This is a genomic window from Pedobacter sp. L105, assembly GCF_009765875.1.
Taxonomy (GTDB): domain Bacteria; phylum Bacteroidota; class Bacteroidia; order Sphingobacteriales; family Sphingobacteriaceae; genus Pedobacter.
In genome coordinates this window covers 234,956-255,859 of record NZ_LMUP01000006.1, presented here as the reverse complement: position 1 = coordinate 255,859, position 20,904 = coordinate 234,956, and the positions used below count along the sequence as shown (strand labels likewise).

At 41.8% G+C, this 20,904-nt stretch carries 19 protein-coding genes; 5 read left to right on the top strand and 14 right to left on the bottom strand.

Features of this window, described 5'->3' with window-relative positions; genetic code table 11:
- Positions 1–46: 46 nt before the first annotated feature.
- Entirely contained in the window at positions 47–1,369 is a 1,323-nt protein-coding gene (locus GSQ84_RS13295) for a DEAD/DEAH box helicase (RefSeq protein ID WP_158797759.1), read from the top strand.
- A 135-nt stretch (positions 1,370–1,504) separates the two neighbouring features.
- Here GSQ84_RS13295 and GSQ84_RS13290 read toward each other — a convergent pair whose 3' ends face one another.
- From GSQ84_RS13290 to GSQ84_RS13255, 8 genes are all read right to left on the bottom strand, one after another.
- Entirely contained in the window at positions 1,505–2,743 is a 1,239-nt protein-coding gene (locus tag GSQ84_RS13290; protein ID WP_158797758.1) for a cyclopropane-fatty-acyl-phospholipid synthase family protein, read from the bottom strand.
- A gap of 8 nt (positions 2,744–2,751) precedes the next feature.
- Entirely contained in the window at positions 2,752–3,549 is a 798-nt protein-coding gene (locus tag GSQ84_RS13285; RefSeq protein WP_158797757.1) for a DUF1365 domain-containing protein, read from the bottom strand.
- A gap of 5 nt (positions 3,550–3,554) precedes the next feature.
- Positions 3,555–4,802, bottom strand: a complete 1,248-nt coding sequence (locus GSQ84_RS13280) for an NAD(P)/FAD-dependent oxidoreductase (RefSeq protein ID WP_158797756.1) — start codon at positions 4,800–4,802, stop codon at positions 3,555–3,557.
- The gene (locus GSQ84_RS13275) at positions 4,803–5,834 is read right to left on the bottom strand and encodes a cyclopropane-fatty-acyl-phospholipid synthase family protein (RefSeq protein WP_158797755.1); all 1,032 of its coding nucleotides are present in this window, start codon (positions 5,832–5,834) and stop codon (positions 4,803–4,805) included.
- Between the two features lie 12 nt (positions 5,835–5,846).
- Positions 5,847–6,587 (bottom strand): DUF1295 domain-containing protein, encoded by a 741-nt coding sequence (locus tag GSQ84_RS13270; RefSeq protein ID WP_158797754.1) that lies wholly within the window; start codon positions 6,585–6,587, stop codon positions 5,847–5,849.
- 68 nt (positions 6,588–6,655) lie between these two features.
- Positions 6,656–6,994, bottom strand: a complete 339-nt coding sequence (locus tag GSQ84_RS13265) for a DUF1475 family protein (RefSeq protein ID WP_158797753.1) — start codon at positions 6,992–6,994, stop codon at positions 6,656–6,658.
- A gap of 3 nt (positions 6,995–6,997) precedes the next feature.
- Positions 6,998–7,726, bottom strand: coding sequence for an acyl-CoA desaturase (locus GSQ84_RS13260; RefSeq protein ID WP_158797752.1), 729 nt, complete (start codon positions 7,724–7,726; stop codon positions 6,998–7,000).
- Between the two features lie 106 nt (positions 7,727–7,832).
- Positions 7,833–8,330, bottom strand: coding sequence for a phosphoheptose isomerase (locus GSQ84_RS13255; RefSeq protein ID WP_158797751.1), 498 nt, complete (start codon positions 8,328–8,330; stop codon positions 7,833–7,835).
- A gap of 270 nt (positions 8,331–8,600) precedes the next feature.
- Between GSQ84_RS13255 and fabF the strand changes: the two genes are divergently transcribed.
- A complete protein-coding gene (gene fabF, locus GSQ84_RS13250; protein ID WP_158797750.1) occupies positions 8,601–9,845 on the top strand; it encodes a beta-ketoacyl-ACP synthase II in 1,245 nt (414 codons plus the stop codon).
- 514 nt (positions 9,846–10,359) lie between these two features.
- Here fabF and GSQ84_RS13245 read toward each other — a convergent pair.
- The 6 genes from GSQ84_RS13245 to GSQ84_RS13220 all read right to left on the bottom strand — a co-directional run bounded on the left by GSQ84_RS13245 (position 10,360) and on the right by GSQ84_RS13220 (position 16,233).
- Positions 10,360–10,962, bottom strand: coding sequence for a TetR/AcrR family transcriptional regulator (locus GSQ84_RS13245; RefSeq protein WP_158797749.1), 603 nt, complete (start codon positions 10,960–10,962; stop codon positions 10,360–10,362).
- A gap of 37 nt (positions 10,963–10,999) precedes the next feature.
- The gene (locus GSQ84_RS13240; RefSeq protein ID WP_371416368.1) at positions 11,000–12,103 is read right to left on the bottom strand and encodes a glycoside hydrolase family 43 protein; all 1,104 of its coding nucleotides are present in this window, start codon (positions 12,101–12,103) and stop codon (positions 11,000–11,002) included.
- A 25-nt stretch (positions 12,104–12,128) separates the two neighbouring features.
- Positions 12,129–13,295, bottom strand: a complete 1,167-nt coding sequence (gene uxuA / locus GSQ84_RS13235; protein ID WP_158797748.1) for a mannonate dehydratase — start codon at positions 13,293–13,295, stop codon at positions 12,129–12,131.
- Positions 13,296–13,322: 27 nt separating this feature from the next.
- The gene (locus GSQ84_RS13230) at positions 13,323–14,069 is read right to left on the bottom strand and encodes an SDR family NAD(P)-dependent oxidoreductase (RefSeq protein WP_158797747.1); all 747 of its coding nucleotides are present in this window, start codon (positions 14,067–14,069) and stop codon (positions 13,323–13,325) included.
- Complete coding sequence (locus GSQ84_RS13225) at positions 14,069–15,100, bottom strand: LacI family DNA-binding transcriptional regulator (protein WP_158797746.1); 1,032 nt, start codon at positions 15,098–15,100, stop codon at positions 14,069–14,071. Before GSQ84_RS13225 ends, GSQ84_RS13230 begins: the two co-directional genes overlap by 1 nt.
- Positions 15,101–15,195: 95 nt before the next feature.
- Complete coding sequence (locus tag GSQ84_RS13220) at positions 15,196–16,233, bottom strand: LacI family DNA-binding transcriptional regulator (RefSeq protein ID WP_158797745.1); 1,038 nt, start codon at positions 16,231–16,233, stop codon at positions 15,196–15,198.
- A gap of 120 nt (positions 16,234–16,353) precedes the next feature.
- On the opposite strand from GSQ84_RS13220, the gene GSQ84_RS13215 reads away from it, so the two are divergent.
- From GSQ84_RS13215 to GSQ84_RS13205, 3 genes are read left to right on the top strand one after another with little or no spacing between them, the layout of a single operon-like run.
- Positions 16,354–17,829: a xylulokinase gene (locus GSQ84_RS13215; protein WP_158797744.1), complete on the top strand. Its 1,476-nt coding sequence runs from the start codon at positions 16,354–16,356 to the stop codon at positions 17,827–17,829.
- A 22-nt stretch (positions 17,830–17,851) separates the two neighbouring features.
- A complete protein-coding gene (gene xylA, locus GSQ84_RS13210; RefSeq protein ID WP_158797743.1) occupies positions 17,852–19,183 on the top strand; it encodes a xylose isomerase in 1,332 nt (443 codons plus the stop codon).
- A gap of 10 nt (positions 19,184–19,193) precedes the next feature.
- Positions 19,194–20,882 (top strand): sodium/sugar symporter, encoded by a 1,689-nt coding sequence (locus GSQ84_RS13205; protein ID WP_158797742.1) that lies wholly within the window; start codon positions 19,194–19,196, stop codon positions 20,880–20,882.
- Positions 20,883–20,904: the final 22 nt, after the last annotated feature.

Sequence of the window (20,904 nt, the reverse complement as noted above, 5' to 3'; positions counted from 1 at the left end):
ATTGTTAGCGTTTCTTCATGATTATATTCACTAAAATTCATACACATTGTTATTCGAAGATTTAAACCTGATTGAGCCTATTTTAAAAGCGCTGCAAGCAGAGGGTTACACTAACCCAACCCCTATACAAGAACAGTCTATTCCAACTATATTAACGAAAAGAGATTTATTAGGTTGTGCACAAACCGGAACCGGTAAAACGGCGGCATTTGCAATTCCTATGCTTCAACTGTTGAACAACGAGCACCAAAATGTTAAAGGCCCAAGACCAATCAAAGCTTTGGTATTAACGCCAACACGTGAGCTTGCCATACAAATTGAAGAAAGTTTCAAGGCATATGGCAAAAACCTTTCCCTTCGTCACCTGGTTATATTTGGTGGTGTTGGTCAGAAAGCACAAACTGATGCCCTGCACCGCGGTGTAGATATCCTGATCGCTACTCCGGGAAGACTATTAGACCTGATGAACCAGGGCTTTATCAACCTGAAAGACGTAGAAATCTTTGTATTGGATGAAGCCGACAGGATGCTGGACATGGGCTTTATCCATGACGTAAAGAAAACTATCGCTAAACTGCCTTCTAAAAGACAGACCTTGTTTTTCTCGGCAACAATGCCTGCAGAAATTCAGAAACTGGCAGATACGATCTTAACCAATCCTTTAAAAGTTGAAGTAACTCCTGTTTCTTCGACCGCAGAAAAAATTGAGCAGTCTATCTATTATGTAGATAAAAACGATAAGAAAAATCTGCTGCTGCACATTTTAAAAGATAAATCAATTGCTACAGCACTTGTATTTACCCGTACTAAACATGGTGCAGACCGTATTGTTAAAGACCTGATTAAAGTTGGCGTGAAAGCAGAAGCTATCCACGGAAATAAATCGCAAAACGCGAGACAAAGAGCTTTAACAAACTTCAAAGCAAAAATTACGCGTATCCTGGTAGCTACTGACATTGCCGCACGCGGTATTGATGTAGACGAGCTGACCCACGTTATCAACTATGAATTACCTAACGTTCCTGAAACTTATGTTCACCGTATTGGCCGTACCGGCCGTGCAGGAAACAGCGGTATATCTTTCTCTTTCTGTGATGGAGAAGAAAAGGAATTCCTGGATGATATCGAAAAGTTAATCGCCATTAAGATCCCTGTTCAGGAAGACCATCCTTATGCAATGAGTTGGCAAAGCCTGATGTCTGGCGCAGCAGCTGCAAAAGCAAAGGGAAAAGCTAAACCTGCGAGAGGCGGACGCCCGGAGAGAACCGAACATAAACCCAACCTGAGCGGTGCAAGAAAACCAGCGGGTGGTGGCAATGGCGGTAACCGAAGATTTAGCGGTTCAAGACCAAAAGCAAAAACAGATTAATAGCTATTTAAATCATTTATAGGAGCCCTGGTTTTAACCGGGGCTTTTTTATGCGCAAAACTACCTACCGCATCATAGGCTATTACACAAAGAAAGCTCCTATGGGAGCTTTCTAAGAAATTATTGGTGTGTGTTTTAACGTTTGGTATTGTTTGGCCTGGTATATACCATTTGCATTACGTTGATATTACGCATGGCAAAGGCAGCCTCACAATAATTAAGATAGTACTGCCACTTACGGATAAAAGTATCATCAAAGCCCAAAGCTTTAACTTCCGTAATGTTTTTATTAAAACGTTCACACCATAAATTCAGTGTTCGCGCATAATCCAATCCCATATCTTTCAGGTCTACCATAGTCAAATCACTTGTTTTATTGATCGACTCATTTAGCTTGGCTACTGAAGGCAATAGCGAACCCGGAAAAATATGTTTTTGTATCCAGTCTACCCCTTTACGCAGACTCATATATCTCGAATCAGGACTGGTAATCACCTGGAAAGCCAGTATCCCGTTAGGTTTAAGCACTTCATTACACTTGGCAAAATATTCGTCATAGTATTTGTGCCCTACAGCCTCCAGCATTTCTATAGAAACAATCTTATCAAATTCTCCTTCTATATCACGGTAATCGCAGATAATAACCTCTACTTTATCAGTAAGGCCGGCAGCTGCCACACGTGCTGTAGCCAGCTTTTGCTGTTCTACAGAAATGGTAACTGAAGTCACCTTGCAACCATAAGTACCAGCCATATAGATCGCATTACCGCCCCAGCCACTGCCAATTTCCAGTACATGGTCGGTAGGCTGCAAATTCATCTGTTTAGCCAGACGTTCGTATTTGGCATATTGCGAATCCAGTAAAGATGTTTTTTCATCCAGGAAATAACCGCTGGAATAGGTCATGGTAGGATCAAGGAATGTGGCAAAGAAATCGTTGTTCAGATCATAATGTTCCGAAATATTTTTCTGAGAACCGGCAATAGTGTTAGACCGGCTGTTATGGTAAATTCGGTTAAACCACTTGAAAATATTTAGCGCAACCGTTTTAGTCTTGCTTCCGGAAACTGATGGGGCATTTTCTATGTTCAACAATACCCATTTGATCACATTGGTGATGTTATCTGTATCCCAAAGTCCATTGACAAATCCTTCTCCAAAGCCTATATCGCCATACAATACCAAGTTCTTGTAAAAAGCCTGGTCCTTGATAATAATAGTCGCTTTCACTCCTCCCTTACCGTCTCCAATCTCCAGTTGCTGCCCGCAGGGAAGAGATAAAGAAAGACTGCCCTTATTCATTTTACTGATCAGGTTCAACACTGCATTTTCATAAAATCCAGTTTTATTTTGAGCAACAGAGAGCACCGGCATAGTCCTATTTATTTGTTATTTGGTTTATATACGTCCTTTTGTAAGGTCTGGTTTGCAGCCTTCGGATGAAAAGCTATCTTTTTTCTCCATAACAAAAAGGCCTGCCAGTGGATCATTCCCATTACCCATAAAGGGATCAAAGGAATGGAGCAAAAATGTCTGAGCAAGGCGATATTAGTCAATGCTTTTCGCTTACCTGTTAACGTACTGATAAAAAAATGCCTTCCTTCCTTATCATAATCATCAATCCTGATATCCAGATTTTCTCCGGGGATGACAAGGTTAAAATCAAAAGTTGTATCCAGGTCCGTAAATGGGGAAACATAAAAATATTTTTCTGCCTGCTGCCTGAAGCTGTTCCCTTCCAACTCCGAAGAACTGAGGAAAAACAGTTTCTTCTCGTGGTAAGTGTTCGTAATTTCTACTACTGCGCAAAGCGGTTCCCCTCCCTCATCATAACAGAAATAAAAACATACAGGATTAAAATTATAACCCAATACCGCCAGATTGGTCAACAACATCACCTTGCCCCTCCCCAGGCTAACACCGTGTTCAGCGATATAATGTGTAAGGTGTTCCCTTACACTTTTAGTGTTATCAGGATTTTCACGCGGTAGCTGCAAATGGTCTTTATCCCGGAAATTAAAAAGGTTAAAACGATGAAAACCAAAGAAAAAATGCTTTTTTGCCAACAATGGAATTTCATCCAGATCCAGGTAAAATAGATATACATTGTACCAAAAGCTATGCTTTTTGGGCGACAATCTATTGTGCATTACCTTACAGGTATAAATGGATGAGTTCATGCTAATCAGGGAATAAGTTGGCACAGCTCTACTGCACTGGCATAAGCATCTTCATGAAAGCCATATTTAAAATAACTTCCGCAATAGTAAACCGGACCTTTCTGGTTCAGCAGATACAATTCCTGCTGCGCCTGCATGGCCGCTACATCAAACAGGGGGTGCTCATAATCAATTTCTTTCAGGATCTTTTCAGGATCCAGCTGTGCAGAGGGATTGATAGATACAAAATAATCCTGCTGATCTGAAACCTGCTGCAACTGGTTCATCCAATAAATGGTACTTGGTATCAACTTCCCATTTTTCTCTTCTACCCTGTAATTCCAGCTGCTCCATGCCAGTTTCTTTTTGGGCATGAGTTTCCTGTCAGTATGCAGAACAGCTTTGTTAGGCTGGTATTTAAATTTAGCTAACAGACGCTCTTCATCAGCAGTTTTGTTGGCAACAATCCGATAAGACTGATCAGCATGACAAGCCATAATTACTTTGTCAAATATACCTTCAGTGCCATCAGCAGCTGTTACTTTCACTTTGCCATCTTCCAGGCGTTCCACTGTTTTGATCTTTTTATTCAGCTGAATACGGTCGCGAAAAGGTGCAATCAGTAACTTACGGTAAGCCTGACTACCATTATGAAGCGTATACCACTGATGTTGTGTATCCAAACCCAGAAAACCATGGTTCTTAAAAAACCGGATCAAAGAAACTGCAGGAAAATCAAGAATATCTTCCATTGGCGTAGACCAAACTGCGGAACTCATCGGGATCAGGTATTTCCATACCATATCCTGGCTGTAGCCAAATTCCTCAATATAACGCCCAATGGAATAATCCGCATACTTGGGCTGATCAAGGATCTCTACACTTTCTTTATTAAAACGATTAATCTGCATCAGCATCTTTAAAAAGGACGGATCAAATATATTCCTTCGCTGTGCAAACAGATGATTTAAACTCGACCCGCTGTATTCCAGTTTGGCAGGTAAATATTGCACACTAAAAGACATATCTGTTTTTTTTACAGGAGCCTTGATCTCTTCAAACAGCGCACACAGGTTTGGGTAGGTCTGATAATTGAAAACCATAAACCCGGTATCAATATAAACCGGTTTTCCATTTTCATCTATGGTAACTGTATTGGTATGGCCACCCACATAATTCAGTTCTTCAAAAAAAGTAAGGTCATACTTTTTATGGAGAAAATGTCCGCAGCCCATTCCGGCTATACCTGTTCCTATAATGGCAATTTTTTCCATCTAAGCGTTTTTCTTAAATAAATAATGACATACCATCCATTCATTACCATTCCTGTAGCCAAATAATTCCGCACAGGCGATGTAAAATAAACGCCAGTATACCCACCATTTTAAAGCCTGATCTTTACCATAAGTCTTTTCAAAAATAGGCATGATCTCTTTTTTATGCCGATCCATATTGCTCAACCAGGCTTCTGAAGTTTTGGAATAATGCATTCCATTCACTACCCAAAGATTCTCTATCGTGAGGTCATCATTAAAATAAGTCAGCAGATGATTGGAAGGCATGATACCGCCGGTAAAGAAATACTTGCTCATCCAGTCGGTTTCATCTTTTACCTCAAATTTATAGGCCAGGGTTTCATGCGTAAAAATATGCACGAACAGTTTACCGTCCGCTTTTAGAAATCCATCTACTTTTTGAAGCAGCAATTGATAATTACGCATATGCTCGAACATTTCTACAGAAACCACCCTGTCAAAGGTTTGGTCGATCTGGAAAGTGTTCATATCTGCCGTGATTACCGTCAGGTTTTTAATATTTCTATCTTTAGCAGCCTGATCAATGTGGGCTTTTTGGGTACTTGAATTGGATACTACAGTGAATTTACTGTCAGGGTATTTGGCCGACATATATAATGACAGCGAACCCCATCCGCATCCCAGCTCTAAAACGTTTTGCCCGCTTTGCAAATCGGCACGCTGGCAGGTGATCTCCAGCATATCTTCTTCTGAAGTATCAATAGCTGTTACTCCATCCTTCCAGTATCCTGAAGAATATTTCAGGTGTTTGCCCAGGCAGTACTGATAAAATTCTGTAGGCACTTCATAATGCTGCTGATTGGCATCTGCTGTATTGATCGCAATCGGGGAATTTCTCAATTCCTCCAGCAGTGCATTGAATCGTTGCTGTTGAATTTCAGCATCACCGGCAATTTCATCATTAAGACGTTGTTTTACCAAATTACGTACTCCTTTTCTCAGGATAAAATCAGGCAGTTTGTTTTGTTGTATTAAGCTATCGTACCACATATGAAGCGTTGATCAGGATTTTTTGAGTTTGAACCAGGGAAAAAAGGCACTGGTAGTTTGCTGGTATTGACGGTATTTATCTCCTCTCGACCGTAAAGATTGTTCTTCGGTTGCCGGGATACCCGTTACATTGAACAGTAAGTATAAAATGATAGCGGGACTAATCATTGCAATCCATCCCAGCGGAGCTGATAAGGCAAAGACGAAATAAGCAATCCACATCAGCGACTGAAAGAAATAATTCGGATGGCGGGAGTAATACCATAAACCCGCAGCACAAACCTCTCCCTTATTTGCCGGATCCTTTTTAAACTGCTGCAGCTGCCAGTCGGCCATGGCCTCCCCTACAACTGCAATTACCCATAAACCAAGCCCTGTATATTCCAAAGCGTTGATCTGCGGCGCAGGATTAAGTCCGATCAGGAAAAAAGGTACAGCCAGGATTACATTGGATATCGCCTGGAACTGAAAGAAAAAGAAGAACTTCTGATTGGCTTTTGGTGCCCATTCTTTACGCAGCTGTTTATATCTGCCCTCCTCTTCTTCCAAATGGCCAATCACACGGTTCCATAAATGGACACCCAGCCTGATACCTGCCAGCACGACCATAGAACAGATCATCAGCTTACGCGCTTGCAAACCTGTTCCCAGAAAAAAAATGATAATGGCGATTACCGGAAAATTGAACGACCAAAAAACATCTACCACCCCGGCATTCTCAATTTTCCTGGCCCAAAGCCATACAGCAGACATAATCAGGCAGCAAGTCAGCAGACAGATTAATATTAACCAGTAAGGAGTCATATATAATAAATAAGCGTTTAGTTTTTGCGGCCAATTAATTCAGCAATGCCCTCACCTGGTTTTAGTTTAAACAATTGTATCAAAACATATATACAGGTGGCAATGCTGCCAAGGCAGATCAATAAGATCAGCCATATAATTTTTAATCCGATAAAACGCTCTTTATAGAGGATCCATAGATAGATCACAAAGATATTGGCATAAAAATCCCAAAGTGTAGCACGCATCCATGGAATGCCGCCCAGAAAATCCCATTCTTTAAATAAATTACTTTCGATACTGGTGCCGATCACTTTGTAGCACATCCACACCAGCAGTAGGGAAAATATAATTTTTAAAAATGAGATGTTATTCATAGGCTATACTTTTCTGATCCGAATGATATGGAGCCAGTGCATCACCTTCATCAGGGGATACGTAGGATCAAATTCAAACCATCGGGATGCAAAATTTGGGTTATTAGGTTTTTTATGATGATTATTCTGAAACAGTTCCCCCATCATCAGAAAATCCAGCGGCAATGAGTTTTTGCTATGGTCGTTGTTATCATGGTTGGAATAACCATATTTATGCCCGCACCAGTTAACGATAGCACCATGTAATGGCCCCATCAGGAAATGTACCGGCAATAAGAGGAACATCCACCACGCAGTGGCAAAAGTGACATAAAACCATACATAGAAACTGATAAATACAACACGCATCATCCAGGAATTCCCAATTTTATCTACAATTGGCCAGGATGGATATTTATCGCGGAATTGCTCTTCAGGCTCTTCGTTGTACTTGGCATAATTCAGATAAATATTTTTTGTCTGTATCATCATTCCCCATACATCTTTTACAAAATGCGGTGAATGCGGATCCTTTTCTGTATCACTGAAAGCATGGTGCATGCGGTGCAGGATAGCATAGGCACGAGGGTTTAAAAAAGAAGACCCTTGCGATAAAAAGGTAATGGTATAAAAAAACTTTTCCCAGAAACGATTCATTTTAAACATTTTATGCGAAGCATAGCGGTGCAAAAAGAAAGTTTGTGAGAATAATGATAAAAACCAGTGTAACAGAAAAAATAGTAGAATAATCATAATGATGGGTATACAAACGAAAAAAAACATCCACCCGGATGTTTAAATCACAAAAATAGAGAAAATAGATGTACCCGGATTAAGCAGGGTACATCTATAAAATAAATTATCTTCCGAAATCGTCTGATACACGCACGATATCAGATTCATCAGATGGATTAGAAGGATCAGTATGTTGCCAGATTTCGGAAACAATTCCCCAGTCGTCCAAACCTACCAGGCGATGTCTTTCTCCCTGTTTCAATTTAATGGTTTGTCCTGGTACCAATTGCTGAACAGGTCCCTGCTCATCAGTATCGCTGGTAATTACACCTACGTTACCGCTTACCACGCGCCATATTTCGGCACGACGGTGATGATATTGCCACGAAAGACGAGTGTTAGGGGCTACAACTAAAATTTTAGGGCTCAACTTACCTGAAATTTTAAGTTCTTCTACATTCAATCCGTCAAAATAAACGTTGGCAAACTGTTGTGCCTGGTCTTCATCGATAACAAAAAAACCTCCCCATGGACGGGTCTCATCACGGTTAACTACATTAAAACCTTCACTTTTGAGTCGCTGAGCAACACTGTCGAATATTTCTTTTTTCTGATCTGACATTATTTTTAATATTTTAATCTTCAAATATAATCATATCAGCTTAAATACCTTCCCCTTGCAGCAATCTGTGAAAAAATATCAGCAGGCAATCTGCTTGCCGAACAAGAATTCAGCTAATTGCACCGTAATATTTGTATTTTCGCATCCGGATAGAAGGATCTGACAAAAATATCACTATATTATACCATTTGGTATTAAATATAATCTTACTTTTGACCCTTTAATCAGCTGCCTTAAAAGCAAGCTCAATTATTAATTATAAAAAAACGTATGTTAAAAAGAGTTGTTATCACTGGGATTGGGGCATTAACCCCTTTAGGAAATGATGTAAATACTTTCTGGAGCAATACCTTAGCAGGTAAAAGCGGCGCTGCAAAAATCACCCGCTTCGATGCTACCCTATTCCGCACACAATTTGCCTGCGAACTCAAGGATTTTGATATTACTAAATTTTTAGACAGGTCTGATGTTAAAAGAACAGACCGTTTTACACAATATGCCCTGGTAGCTTCTGATGAAGCCATCAAAGATTCTGGTTTTGAATTTGAAAAAATGGATCCTTTTGATGTAGGTGTGATCTGGGGTTCGGGACAAGGCGGAATGGATACCTTTGAGCAGCAGTCCGCTGAATTTGCTTTAGGCAACGGCACTCCGCGTTACAGCCCGTTCTTTGTGCCTAAACTTATTACCAATATGGCTTCAGGGATGATTTCCATCCGTAATGGTTATATGGGGATCAATTATACTACTGTTTCTGCCTGTGCTACTTCCAATACAGCCATCATGGATGCCTTCACTTATATCCGTATGGGTAAAGCCAAGATCATTGTGACTGGTGGTTCGGAAGCACCAATATCGGCTTCTTCTGTAGGTGGTTTTTGTGCTATGAAAGCCATGTCTGCACAGAATGACTCTCCTGAAACCGCTTCAAAACCCTTTGACGTAAACCGTGACGGATTTGTAATGGGTGAAGGTGCCGGTGCCCTGGTACTGGAAGAATATGAACATGCAGTAAAACGTGGTGCACATATTTATGGAGAAATTGGCGGCGCAGCAATGACTGCTGATGCTTACCATATGACAGCAACACATCCTGAAGGCTTAGGTGCTTCACATGCAATGAAACAAGCTTTGGAAGAAGCTGGCTTAAGCATTCATGATGTAGATTACTTAAATACACATGCTACCTCTACGCCAGTAGGCGACCTTTCTGAAGTAAATGCTGTGATTAAATTACTGGGCACAGGAAAAAATAACATGAAAATTAGTGCTACAAAATCGATGACAGGCCATTTATTAGGTGCTGCCGGTGCTATTGAAGCAATTATCTGTTTATTATCGATGAGAGACAGCGTAATCGCGCCTACCATTAACACCCAGGAACTGGACCCTGCTATTCCGGGTAACCTGAATATTATTTTTAAAGAAGCTATCCAGGCTAAAGTTAAAGTATCCATGAGTAATACTTTTGGCTTTGGCGGCCATAATGGAATTGTAGTTTTCAAAGCTATATAAGATCACCCTGCTTCGCTGTAAAAAGGAGTGTGCTGTTTGATTGCTGGAATATTGCTGCGCTACGCTTGCAAGAGTCCTAGGCAATCAAACAGCACACTCCTTTTTTTTGGGGTTCATCCATTGCAGGGTGCAGATAGCAGGATGGAAAATAGAGTTGCTTATAGAAAAACGTGTAGCACCATTGCTTAAGCTTTGTAGCTGATCGGCCTTAAAGAATGACTAACAAGTTGGCTTACAGAAAATTTGTACTACTACTGACTGGGCTTTGTAGCTGATTGGTCTAAGAAAATCACTAAAAAAGCTATTTGGAGAACGAGTTGTACAACTGAATGGATGTTTTCAATAGATTTTCCGGAAGAATGTATTAGCGCTTGCTGTAGAGAAATCCCTTTGGATAACCTGTCAAAAAATCGATATGCTGTATGACGGCCTAGAAATTTTGAGAGCGCAGCGAACAAAGGTTTCAGCCGGAATACAGTATATCGATTTTTAAACTTAGATCATCTCAGGACGATTAAGCCTTTAACTGCGAAATCAACAGCTCCACAGTCTTCAATACTTTATCAAGATTTGCAGGACTATCCGTAACCTTGGCAATCATCATCCCTCCCTCTACCAAAGCAATAATAGAAAGTGCCAGCTGATCGTTATCCACAACGGATTTAAACTCCCCGGCCTTCACACCTTCCTCCATCAGTGTGATCAGCTTCTTTTTCCATTGAATTACCGCTGCTGCAGCTTTTTCTTTGAGCGGGGTATGGGTGTCATCAGCTTCAATTGCTGTATTCAGAATGGGGCAGCCTCCCTCGGGGAAAGTGCCTCCCATAAAACTATGGTACACCATTGCATAAACCATTAGTTTATCATGATAGGTAATTGCTTTTTTAAAGCGTTGTTCAACGGCCTGATGTACTTTGGATAAATTGTAGTCGAATGCAGCGATTGCCACTTCTTCCTTATTCTCAAAATTCCCGTAAATACTGCCTTTTGTCAAGCGGGTAGCCTCGGTCATATCGGCCATTGAAGTACCTACATAACCCTTCTTATTAAAGATCCCGGCAGTAGATTCAATAATAAACTGCCGGGTACGTTCTGCTTTAGATATACCCTTCTCCATACGTCAAATGTACCGAATGGTATTTTAATAATAAAACTTATTGTTGATAGGGATGGATAGTTTTTATCGTGCCGTCGGCTTCATGTTCCAGCCCAGTGACTTTAACATTCCTTAAATGGGTTTTCCCTTTAGACAACTCCGTATCATGATAAAAGATGAGCCACTTTCCTTTATACTCCACAATAGAATGATGAGTGGTCCAGCCCATTACAGGCAGCATAATGACCCCTTTATAGGTAAATGGCCCATAAGGGGTATCACCAATGGCATAAACTAGTTTATGGGTATCACCTGTAGAATAAGAAAAATAATACTTTCCATTATACTTATGCATCCATGAACCTTCAAAAAAGCGCCTGTCGTGATCTCCTCCCAGCAAAGGCTTTCCTTTTTCATCAAGGATCACTACATCTTTAACTTGCTCTGCAAACTGTTTCATATCAGGACCCAGTTTAGCCACCTTTGCCGTTAATGCCGGTGCAGTATCGTTTTTAAGATCGGTCTTGGAACCATTTGCATCATATACGCCTTTATTCCATCGCTGCAACTGTCCTCCCCAGATTCCCCCAAAATATAGATAGGTACTGCCATCAGTATCCGTAAAAACGGCGGGATCAATACTAAAACTTCCTTTTATCGGTTCCTTCTCCGCAGCAAAAGGCCCTGAAGGAGATATAGAAGTAGCTACTCCAATCTTAAACACATCCTTTTTATCCTTCAGCGGAAAATACAGGTAATAAGTTCCATTTTTAAAAGCGGCATCAGGCGCCCACAACTGGCGGCCGCCCCAGGGAATATCCTTCACGGTTAAAGCTACGCCATGATCTGTTACCGGGCCTCCGATACTGTCAAGGGAAAAAATGTGGTAATCCTTCATGGCAAAATGATCACCGTTATCATTTTCGGGTATCCCCGCATCGATATCATGGGAAGGATAAATATAGAGCTTACCTTCAAAAACATGCGCAGACGGATCTGCGGTATATATTTTGGTAATTAAAGGTTTAGAAATAGCCCCCTTAAAAGGATCGGCTTTAACCGTCTCCATCTCTTTGCTTTTTTGTTGCCCGTTACAACCGCCCAGCAAAAATAAGGGCACGCTTAGCAGCAGGATCAATTCCCTGTTCATCAGTCTGTTCATATTTGGTTATGATTAAATTGTATAATTAAATAGATCTCGCTATTCCCATTTCGAGGCCTCTCAATTCAGCCAGTCCTTTCAGACGTCCAATTGCAAAATAACCCGGATATGTTTTTTTATGCAGGTCGTCCAGCATCTGGTGCCCATGGTCTGGTCTGAGCGGTAAGGTAACTCCTGTCTCCTGCATCAGCAGGATCAGCTTTTTCATCACGGCATACATATCTACATCACCATCAAGATGGGCAGCTTCATAAAAATTGCCATACTGGTCACTCTGTGTATTTCGCAAATGCACAAAGTGGATCAGTTCTCCAAACCTGGATATGATATTACAGAGATCGTTTTCTGGCCTTACGCTTAAAGAACCGGTGCAATAACAAATCCCATTGGCTACAGAAGGGCAGGCCGCTGCGATAAAAGCAAGATCCTCTTCGGTACTCACTATCCGGGGCAAGCCCAAGATAGCATATGGAGGATCATCAGGATGAATGGCCATTTTTATCCCCGCACTTTCTGCCGCAGGAATAATTTCCCGGAGAAAAAAGCTGAGGTTATCTTTTAATATTACGGCATCAATATCAGCATAACTTTGCAGGGCTTCCAGGATCTGTTCAGGAGTAAACTGGTCATCAGCACCTGGCAATCCCAATAAAACACTGTTAAAGAGGTAATCTCTTTCTGCGTTATCCATACTTTCAAATTTAGCTTTAGCCTGGGCAATCTCTGCTTCGCTGTACTCCTTTTCTGCTCCCGGTCTTTGCAGCAGGAACAGGTCAAAAGCGATAAAAGCTGACCGTTCAAAACGTAAAGCTTTGCTCCCATCAGGCAGTGTATAAAACGGATCTGTCCTCATCCAGTCCAGCACAGGCATAAAATTATAGGTTATTACTTTTAACCCACAGGAAGCCAGGTTTTCAAGACTTAAAATATAATTAGAAATGAGCCCGGGGTAATTTCCGCTGTGCGTTTTTATGGACTCATGCACGGGCAGGCTCTCCACCACATGCCATAACATTCCTGCATCATTGATCAGCGCTTTCCTTTCCAGAATTTCCTCGATAGTCCATATTTCCCCAACAGGAATATGGTGTAATGCCGTCACTACCGCAGTGCAGCCCGCCTGGCGGATATCACTTAAGCTAACCGGATCATGAGGACCAAACCAGCGCATGCTTTGTTCAAAGTTTATCATAAGCTATTGCAATCGATTGTCTTTTAATTAAAAACCTATTGAATTACCGCCGTCTACAGGCATAATAATTCCTGTTACATATTTAGCCCCTGCCGTACTCAGGTAATATACCGCATCAGCTACATCCTCTGGCAATCCTAAATGTCCAATTGGGGTTCTGGAAAGCACTTTATTTTTCCTTTCGGGATCATCATCCAAGGCTTTGGAAGACATAGCCGTTTTAATAAAACCCGGGGCCACACAGTTTACCCGGATACCCACTGGTGATAATTCTACCGCCATCGCCCTGGTCATCCCTTCTATGGCCGACTTAGCGGCAGTATAAGCAATCACCTTTGGAATGCCATATTGAGCAGCCATAGAACTTATATTTACCATCACCCCACCGCCTGCGGCAATCATGACCTTACTCACTTCCCTGCTTAACGAAAATACAGAGAGTACATTAGTTTGTATCACCCGTAAAAACTCTTCATCTGTTACTTCTGTAAAAGCTTTCTTCTGATTGATCCCTGCATTATTCACCAGAATATCGATCTGCCCAAATTCATTGACAATTTCTTCAACGCAGGATGGGATCTGTGCCAGATGCTGCAGGTCAAGCACCTTATAACTGCATAAATCACCTAGTGTTGAAGCTGCTTCCTGAAGCTGTTGCTCATTTCTTCCGATCATGATGGTTTGAATCTGCTCTTTCACTAGCTTTTGTGTGATAGCCAATCCAAGTCCCGCTGCACCGCCAGTAACAATGGCGACTTTCTTTTGTGTATCCATTAAATGTTATTTTTTAGTGATGATGCCCTGATCACCAGTTGAGATTTCAAAATAATAGTATTGGTCAATGTCAGGTCGCTATCTCCATTGATCTGAGAGATCAGGTGCCTGGCAGCAATTTTCCCCATTTCTTCACCGGGATAATTGATTGTAGTTAGCATAGGTTCAGAGATCCGCGAACTGATATCGTTGTTAAACCCAGCTACCGCAATATCTTGTGGAATCTGCAGGCCTGCATCTTTAAAAACTTTCATACAAATCACAGCCGACAAATCGTTGGCTACAAAAAGTGCATCCGGCCTGATTTTCATATTTAAGATCTGCTTAGCCGCTTTAATAGAAGATTCTTCCGTCAGGTCAGTTTCCAGCACCAGCTTTTCCTCATAAGGAATTTCATGTTCTGCAAGGGCTTTCTGATAACCAGCTTTCCTGTCCTGGTATACATTCCGCATCAGGTTACCTGTTAGGTGGACAATGCTCTTGCATCCCTGGCCAATAAGGTGGGAAGTCATATCATAACCCGCTTTTAAATTATTGATCACTACCTTATTGAAATCCTCATTTTCTATCACCCTGTCTACAAAAAGAAGAGGGATTTGGTGACGGATATATTCATCAAAATGATCCAGGTTACTTGTATTTGCTGCCAGGGCAACAATTAATCCATCTACCCGGTTATGCATCATGGCCTTTGCATACTTCACTTCATTTTCTTCCAATTCCAGCGACTGGCTGATCAGCATGTTATAACCGGCGCTGTTCAGCTCTTTTTCTATTCCAGCCAGCATGGCCGAAATAAAATAACTGTTTAATCTCGGCACGATCACCCCAATCATATTGGTCTTCTGATTGCGCAGGTTACGGGCAAACGTATTGAAACGGTAACCCATTTCATTTGCAGTATCAAATATCTTTTTCCTTGTTTTCGGATTAATGGCAGGATTATCCTGTAAACCCCTGCTAATGGTTGATGGCGCCAGTTTTAGCTTCTCAGCAATATCATAAATCGTAATAATTTTATCTGTTTTCATGTAGGCCAAACCTTAAACTGGTCTAAAGTAGTAAAATTTTAATAAAATGCAATCCGTTGCATTATTTAAAACAGCGGATAACAGGTCTTAGAAAATTAGGACGATATCTTTCTCTGCGTAGACTTACGAACAATTAATTTGGGTTTTATGCTCACGATCTTAGGTTCTACGCTGTGTTCAAAAACTTCCATTTCCTGGAAGAAAAGATTAGCGATAGTTTTACCCATGCTCACGCTGTACTGATCTACCGTAGTAATAGAAGGACTGGTAATTTCTGTGAAAGGTTCATTGGAATAACCGCAGATCCCCAAAGCGTCAGGGACAGAGATCCCCTTATCGGTAGCTACTTCCAGCACACCCAAAGCAGAAAAATCAGAAGTAGAAGCAAATATGGCATCAGGAGGTTCGGGCAAATTCAGTAACTGAACAGTAGCGACCGCCCCCAACTCCTTCGTCCAGGCATTTTCACACATCAGTTCTTCCAGTATCGGAAAGCCATTATTTTTCAGCGCGGCGAGATATCCTTCTTTACGCTGGCGAAAGATATTGATATCCTGCGGCCCTTCCAGTAAGGCGATTCTTTTGTATCCTTGTTCTATCAGGTGGGTAACGGCTTCAAAAGAAGCACGTTCATTATCATTGATCACTTTAAAAGTATCGAGTTCTTCTACTACCCTGTCAAACTGGATCAGCCGGATATGATGATCGAGCACCTGCTGCAGGTGGTTGTGATCTCCTGTTTCGGCAGCAATAGAAATAATGATACAACTTACATGCTGGTTAATCAGTGCGTTTACACAATCTACTTCGCGGGCATGCAATTCGTTCGACTGGCAGATGATCAGGTTATATCCTTTTTTATAAGTCACCTCTTCCAACCCGGCAATGATATTGGAAAAAAAATTCTGATTGATACGCGGTACCACTACGCCGATGGTTGGATTATTGCCTTTTCTTAAATTTGAAGCCATCGCATTTTGCTGATAGTTCATTTCCAGGGCAGTTTTTAATACCAGGGCTTTGGTCGCGGCATTAACTTTGGGGCTGTCACTCAATGCCCTGGACACAGATGAGGCCGCTAAATTAAGCCGCTGGGCAATATCGTAGATGGTAGTTCTTTTCTGACGTTTCATTATAAATACAAAAATGCAAAAAAATAATCAGGCAATCGATTGCATACTAAAATTATTAAGCTAAATTAGTTGCCGATAACCAGTATAAACTTAACAATTGCAATAACAAAAAAAATAAATATGTTATTACTAGGAATAGACATCGGCACTTCTTCGATAAAAGTAGCTGTAGTGGACGCGCAAACACAGCAGGTAATCACCTCAGCACAGTATCCCGACGAAGAAAGCCTGATCACTGCAAAACATCCCGGCTGGGCCGAACAGTCACCAGAGATGTGGTGGGATCATGTGCTGCACGCATTTGAACGCTGCAAAAAAACAGGAACTTTTAATCCCCATGATATTACTTCTATAGGCATTGCTTACCAGATGCATGGATTGGTACTGGTAGATAAAGATCAACAGCTATTGAGAGATAGTATTATCTGGTGTGACAGCCGTGCTGTAGAACTAGGAAATGATGCTTTCGAAATATTGGGACATGACTTCTGTCTCTCCCACCTGCTCAATTCACCCGGTAATTTTACGGCTTCCAAGCTGGCCTGGGTAAAAAATAACGAGCCCGAACTGTTTGCAAAGATCGACAAGATCATGCTGCCCGGGGATTTCATTGCCATGAAGTTAACTTCTGCTATTACAACAAGTATTTCTGCACTGTCGGAGGGCATCTTCTGGGATTTCCAGACCAACAGTTTATCTGCTGAACTCATGACCTATTATGGTTTTGACTATGCGATTATTCCGGAAATAAAACCTGTTTTTGCCGAACATGGCAGGGTAACCGCACAGGTTGCACAGCTGACAGGTTTGGCGCAGGGAACACCCGTTACGTATAAAGCAGGTGATCAGCCGAATAATGCGCTGTCATTAAATGTGCTGCAGCCCGGAGAAGTTGCCGCAACAGCAGGCACATCTGGTGTGATCTACGGCGTTAGCGATCAGCTGACTTATGACCCACAATCACGGGTTAACACCTTTGCGCATGTGAACTATACAGAAGAAGAGAAACGCCTCGGTGTATTGCTCTGTATCAATGGAACGGGCAGTCTAAACCGCTGGACAAAGAATTTAATTGGTTCGTCCATGACCTATGAGGCTATGAACACCGAAGCCGGGAAGATAAAAACAGGAGCCGAAGGCCTGCGTGTATTGCCTTTTGGCAATGGCGCCGAGCGTATGCTCAACAATAAGATCGTTGGCGCCCATTTTCAGAACCTCGATCTTAACTTGCATACGCAAGCGCATCTTTTTCGCGGTGTACAGGAAGGTATTGCTTTTGCCTTCCGCTACGGATTTGACATCATGCGCTCCAACGGTCTTAACCCCAGTGTAATCCGTGCAGGAAAAGCCAATCTCTTTTTAAGCGACCTGTTCCTGGAAGCTTTTGTGAACAGCACGGGCGTACCCGTAGAATTGTATCAGAATGACGGCAGCGTTGGCGCCGCTTTAGGTTCTGGTATTGGTGCCGGAACATTTTCAACACCTGCTGAAGCTTTCAGCAATATCAAACCCCTGCAATTGGTAGAACCAACAGATACAGAAACCTATGAAACAGTTTACCAGGACTGGCTCAGTTTTTTAAACAAACAAGATTAATCCAAAATATAATATAGCTGATATGACAAATGTAATTACAGGAGAAAAAGAATTCTTCAAAGGAATCGGACAAGTAAAATTCGAAGGTGCAGATTCAGATAATCCACTGGCTTTCCGCTGGTATGATGAGAACAGAATTGTTGCGGGAAAAACATTAAAAGACCACTTGCGTTTTGCAGGTGCTTACTGGCACTCTTTTGTGGCTACAGGAGGAGATCCCTTCGGAGAGCCAACCATTATCCACCCATGGAATGAAAAATCTGATGCCATAGAAAGGGCAAAAGATAAAATGGATGCCGCCTTTGAGTTTCTAACTAAGATGAACCTTCCTTTTTACTGTTTTCACGACGTAGATGTGGTAGATTATACCAATGATGTAAAAGATAATGAGAAACGCCTGCAGACTTTGGTGGAATATGCCAAACAAAAACAGGAAGCCAGCGGCGTAAAGCTATTATGGGGAACAGCCAATCTTTTCTCTCACCGCAGGTATATGAATGGTGCTTCTACCAATCCTAATTTCCACGTACTGGCACATGGTGCTGCACAGGTTAAATTTGCAGTAGATGCAACGATCGCCCTTGGCGGAGAAAATTACGTATTCTGGGGCGGCCGTGAAGGTTATATGAGCTTGCTGAATACAGATATGAAACGCGAGCAGGAACACCTGGCAAAATTTTTACATGCTTCAAAAGATTATGCACGTAAACAAGGATTTAAAGGTACGTTCTTAATTGAACCAAAACCATGTGAGCCTACTAAACACCAGTACGATTATGATGCAGCCACAGTAATCAGCTTTATGCGTAAATACGATCTGATGGACGACTTTAAACTTAACCTGGAAGTAAACCATGCTACACTGGCTGGTCACACTTTCCAGCATGAAGTACAGGTAGCTGCCGATGCAGGGCTTTTAGGTTCTATGGATGCCAACAGAGGGGATTATCAGAATGGCTGGGATACCGACCAGTTCCCGAATAACATCAATGAACTGGCAGAAACCATGCTAATCTTTTTAGAAGCCGGTGGTTTAAAAGGCGGTGGGATCAACTTTGATGCAAAAATCAGAAGAAACTCAACCGATGCAGCCGATCTTTTTCATGCACATATCGGCGGTATGGATACTTTTGCAAGGGCATTGATCACTGCGGATAACATTTTGCAGAAATCTGATTATAAAAAAATAAGAACAGAGAGGTATGCTTCTTATGACAGCGGTGCAGGTAAAGATTTTGAAAATGGTAAATTGAGCCTTGAAGATCTGGCCAATTATGCAATTGAAAAAGGTGAGCCTGAAACTTTAAGCGGCAAACAGGAACTTCTGGAAAACATCGTTAACAGATATATTTAAACCTTAGCTTATGAATTCATTAGGCAAGTATGACTATGTCGTTTTCCTGGTTTATTTCCTGATCGTAGCCCTCTACGGCTGGACGGTGTACCGTAAAAAGCAGGCGCAGAAAGAAAATTCAAAAGATTTCTTCCTGGCAAAAGATTCATTAACCTGGTGGGCCATTGGTGCCTCCCTGATCGCTTCCAATATCTCTGCAGAGCAGTTTATCGGGATGAGCGGCTCTGGTTTTACCATGGGTCTGGCTATTGCTACTTACGAATGGATGGCCGCGGCTACCCTGATCATTGTAGCTACGTTTTTCATTCCGGTATATATAAAGAATAAGATATACACCATGCCCCAGTTTTTGGGTCAGAGGTACAACAGCACGGTAGCCATGATCATGGCTATCTTCTGGCTGTTGCTTTATGTGGTGGTTAACCTAACCTCTATTTTATATCTTGGTGCGCTGGCTATCAATAGTATTTCAGGAATCAACACCACGGCCTGTATGTATATCCTATCCGTTTTTGCGGTAATTATCACCCTGGGCGGAATGAAAGTTATTGGTTATACAGACGTGATCCAGGTGTTCTTCCTCATCCTTGGAGGATTGGCAACTACCTATCTGGCTTTGGAGCTGGTGGCCACGCACTTTGGTTCGTCCGGTGTATTAAATGGTTTGGGTCTGCTGAAAGAGAAAGCTGTAGACCATTTCCATATGATCTTCCACAAAGAAAATCCGCATTATATGGATCTTCCCGGATTATCGGTACTGATCGGCGGGATGTGGATCGTCAACTTAAACTACTGGGGCTGTAACCAGTACATCACACAAAGGGCGTTGGGTGCAGACCTCAAAACTGCCAGGGGCGGCTTGTTATTCGCCGCCGCATTGAAATTACTGATGCCTGTCATCGTTGTTTTACCTGGTATTGCCGCTTATGTATTGTACAAAGAAGGAGCCGGCTCTTTCCGTCTGGATATGATGAAAGATGGTTCCCTGAATGCAGATTCGGCTTATCCGGTATTGCTGAACCTACTGCCGGCCGGTTTAAAAGGCCTTTCTTTTGCCGCTTTAACCGCAGCCATAGTAGCTTCATTAGCTGGTAAAGCAAATAGTATTGCTACCATCTTTACGCTGGATGTTTATAAAAAAGTGATCAACAAAGATGCGGACGAAAACAAACAGGTGATTGTGGGAAGGATTACGGTAATTGTTGCTATGATCCTGGGTATTATTATTGCCCCGCAGCTGGGGATTGACAAAAAAGGAGGTTTCCAGTTTATTCAGGAATATACCGGTTTCGTTTCGCCGGGTATCTTCGCCATGTTTATTTTAGGGTTCTTCTGGAAAAGAACAACTTCAAATGCAGCATTATTTGCTACAATTGGCGGTTTCCTGATGTCTGTAGGCTTTAAAATCCTGCCTTCTTTTGCCAATTTACAATGGCTAAGCGCTTCCGGGTTTTCTAAATTGGTAGAGCAAAAAGATGGGAGTATGTTATATGAAATACCTTTCCTTGACAGGATGGGTTTTGTGTTTGGTATCTGTATCGTTTCGATGATCGTGATCAGTCTGTTTGAAAACAGAAACAGCCCTAACCCTAAAGGACTGGAAATCGACAGGAGTATGTTCAAAACCAGCCCCGGCTTTGCGGTTGGTGCTTTATTGATCGTAGGTGTGATTGTAGCACTTTACAGTATATTCTGGTAGTCACAACTACAAAAAAGGGCCG

What these genes read in the sequence shown, in the direction of transcription:
- uxuA (WP_158797748.1), bottom strand. Translation starts at nt 13,295, where the DNA reads ATGATAAACTTTGAACAAAGCATGCGCTGGTTTGGTCCTCATGATCCG.
- GSQ84_RS13260 (WP_158797752.1), bottom strand. Translation starts at nt 7,726, where the DNA reads ATGATTATTCTACTATTTTTTCTGTTACACTGGTTTTTATCATTATTC.
- GSQ84_RS13205 (WP_158797742.1), top strand. Translation starts at nt 19,194, where the DNA reads ATGAATTCATTAGGCAAGTATGACTATGTCGTTTTCCTGGTTTATTTC.
- GSQ84_RS13280 (WP_158797756.1), bottom strand. Translation starts at nt 4,802, where the DNA reads ATGGAAAAAATTGCCATTATAGGAACAGGTATAGCCGGAATGGGCTGC.
- GSQ84_RS13285 (WP_158797757.1), bottom strand. Translation starts at nt 3,549, where the DNA reads ATGAACTCATCCATTTATACCTGTAAGGTAATGCACAATAGATTGTCG.
- GSQ84_RS13270 (WP_158797754.1), bottom strand. Translation starts at nt 6,587, where the DNA reads ATGTCTGCTGTATGGCTTTGGGCCAGGAAAATTGAGAATGCCGGGGTG.
- GSQ84_RS13230 (WP_158797747.1), bottom strand. Translation starts at nt 14,069, where the DNA reads ATGGATACACAAAAGAAAGTCGCCATTGTTACTGGCGGTGCAGCGGGA.
- fabF (WP_158797750.1), top strand. Translation starts at nt 8,601, where the DNA reads ATGTTAAAAAGAGTTGTTATCACTGGGATTGGGGCATTAACCCCTTTA.
- GSQ84_RS13245 (WP_158797749.1), bottom strand. Translation starts at nt 10,962, where the DNA reads ATGGAGAAGGGTATATCTAAAGCAGAACGTACCCGGCAGTTTATTATT.
- xylA (WP_158797743.1), top strand. Translation starts at nt 17,852, where the DNA reads ATGACAAATGTAATTACAGGAGAAAAAGAATTCTTCAAAGGAATCGGA.
- GSQ84_RS13215 (WP_158797744.1), top strand. Translation starts at nt 16,354, where the DNA reads ATGTTATTACTAGGAATAGACATCGGCACTTCTTCGATAAAAGTAGCT.
- GSQ84_RS13265 (WP_158797753.1), bottom strand. Translation starts at nt 6,994, where the DNA reads ATGAATAACATCTCATTTTTAAAAATTATATTTTCCCTACTGCTGGTG.
- GSQ84_RS13255 (WP_158797751.1), bottom strand. Translation starts at nt 8,330, where the DNA reads ATGTCAGATCAGAAAAAAGAAATATTCGACAGTGTTGCTCAGCGACTC.
- GSQ84_RS13290 (WP_158797758.1), bottom strand. Translation starts at nt 2,743, where the DNA reads ATGCCGGTGCTCTCTGTTGCTCAAAATAAAACTGGATTTTATGAAAAT.
- GSQ84_RS13225 (WP_158797746.1), bottom strand. Translation starts at nt 15,100, where the DNA reads ATGAAAACAGATAAAATTATTACGATTTATGATATTGCTGAGAAGCTA.
- GSQ84_RS13240 (WP_371416368.1), bottom strand. Translation starts at nt 12,103, where the DNA reads ATGAACAGACTGATGAACAGGGAATTGATCCTGCTGCTAAGCGTGCCC.
- GSQ84_RS13220 (WP_158797745.1), bottom strand. Translation starts at nt 16,233, where the DNA reads ATGAAACGTCAGAAAAGAACTACCATCTACGATATTGCCCAGCGGCTT.
- GSQ84_RS13275 (WP_158797755.1), bottom strand. Translation starts at nt 5,834, where the DNA reads ATGTGGTACGATAGCTTAATACAACAAAACAAACTGCCTGATTTTATC.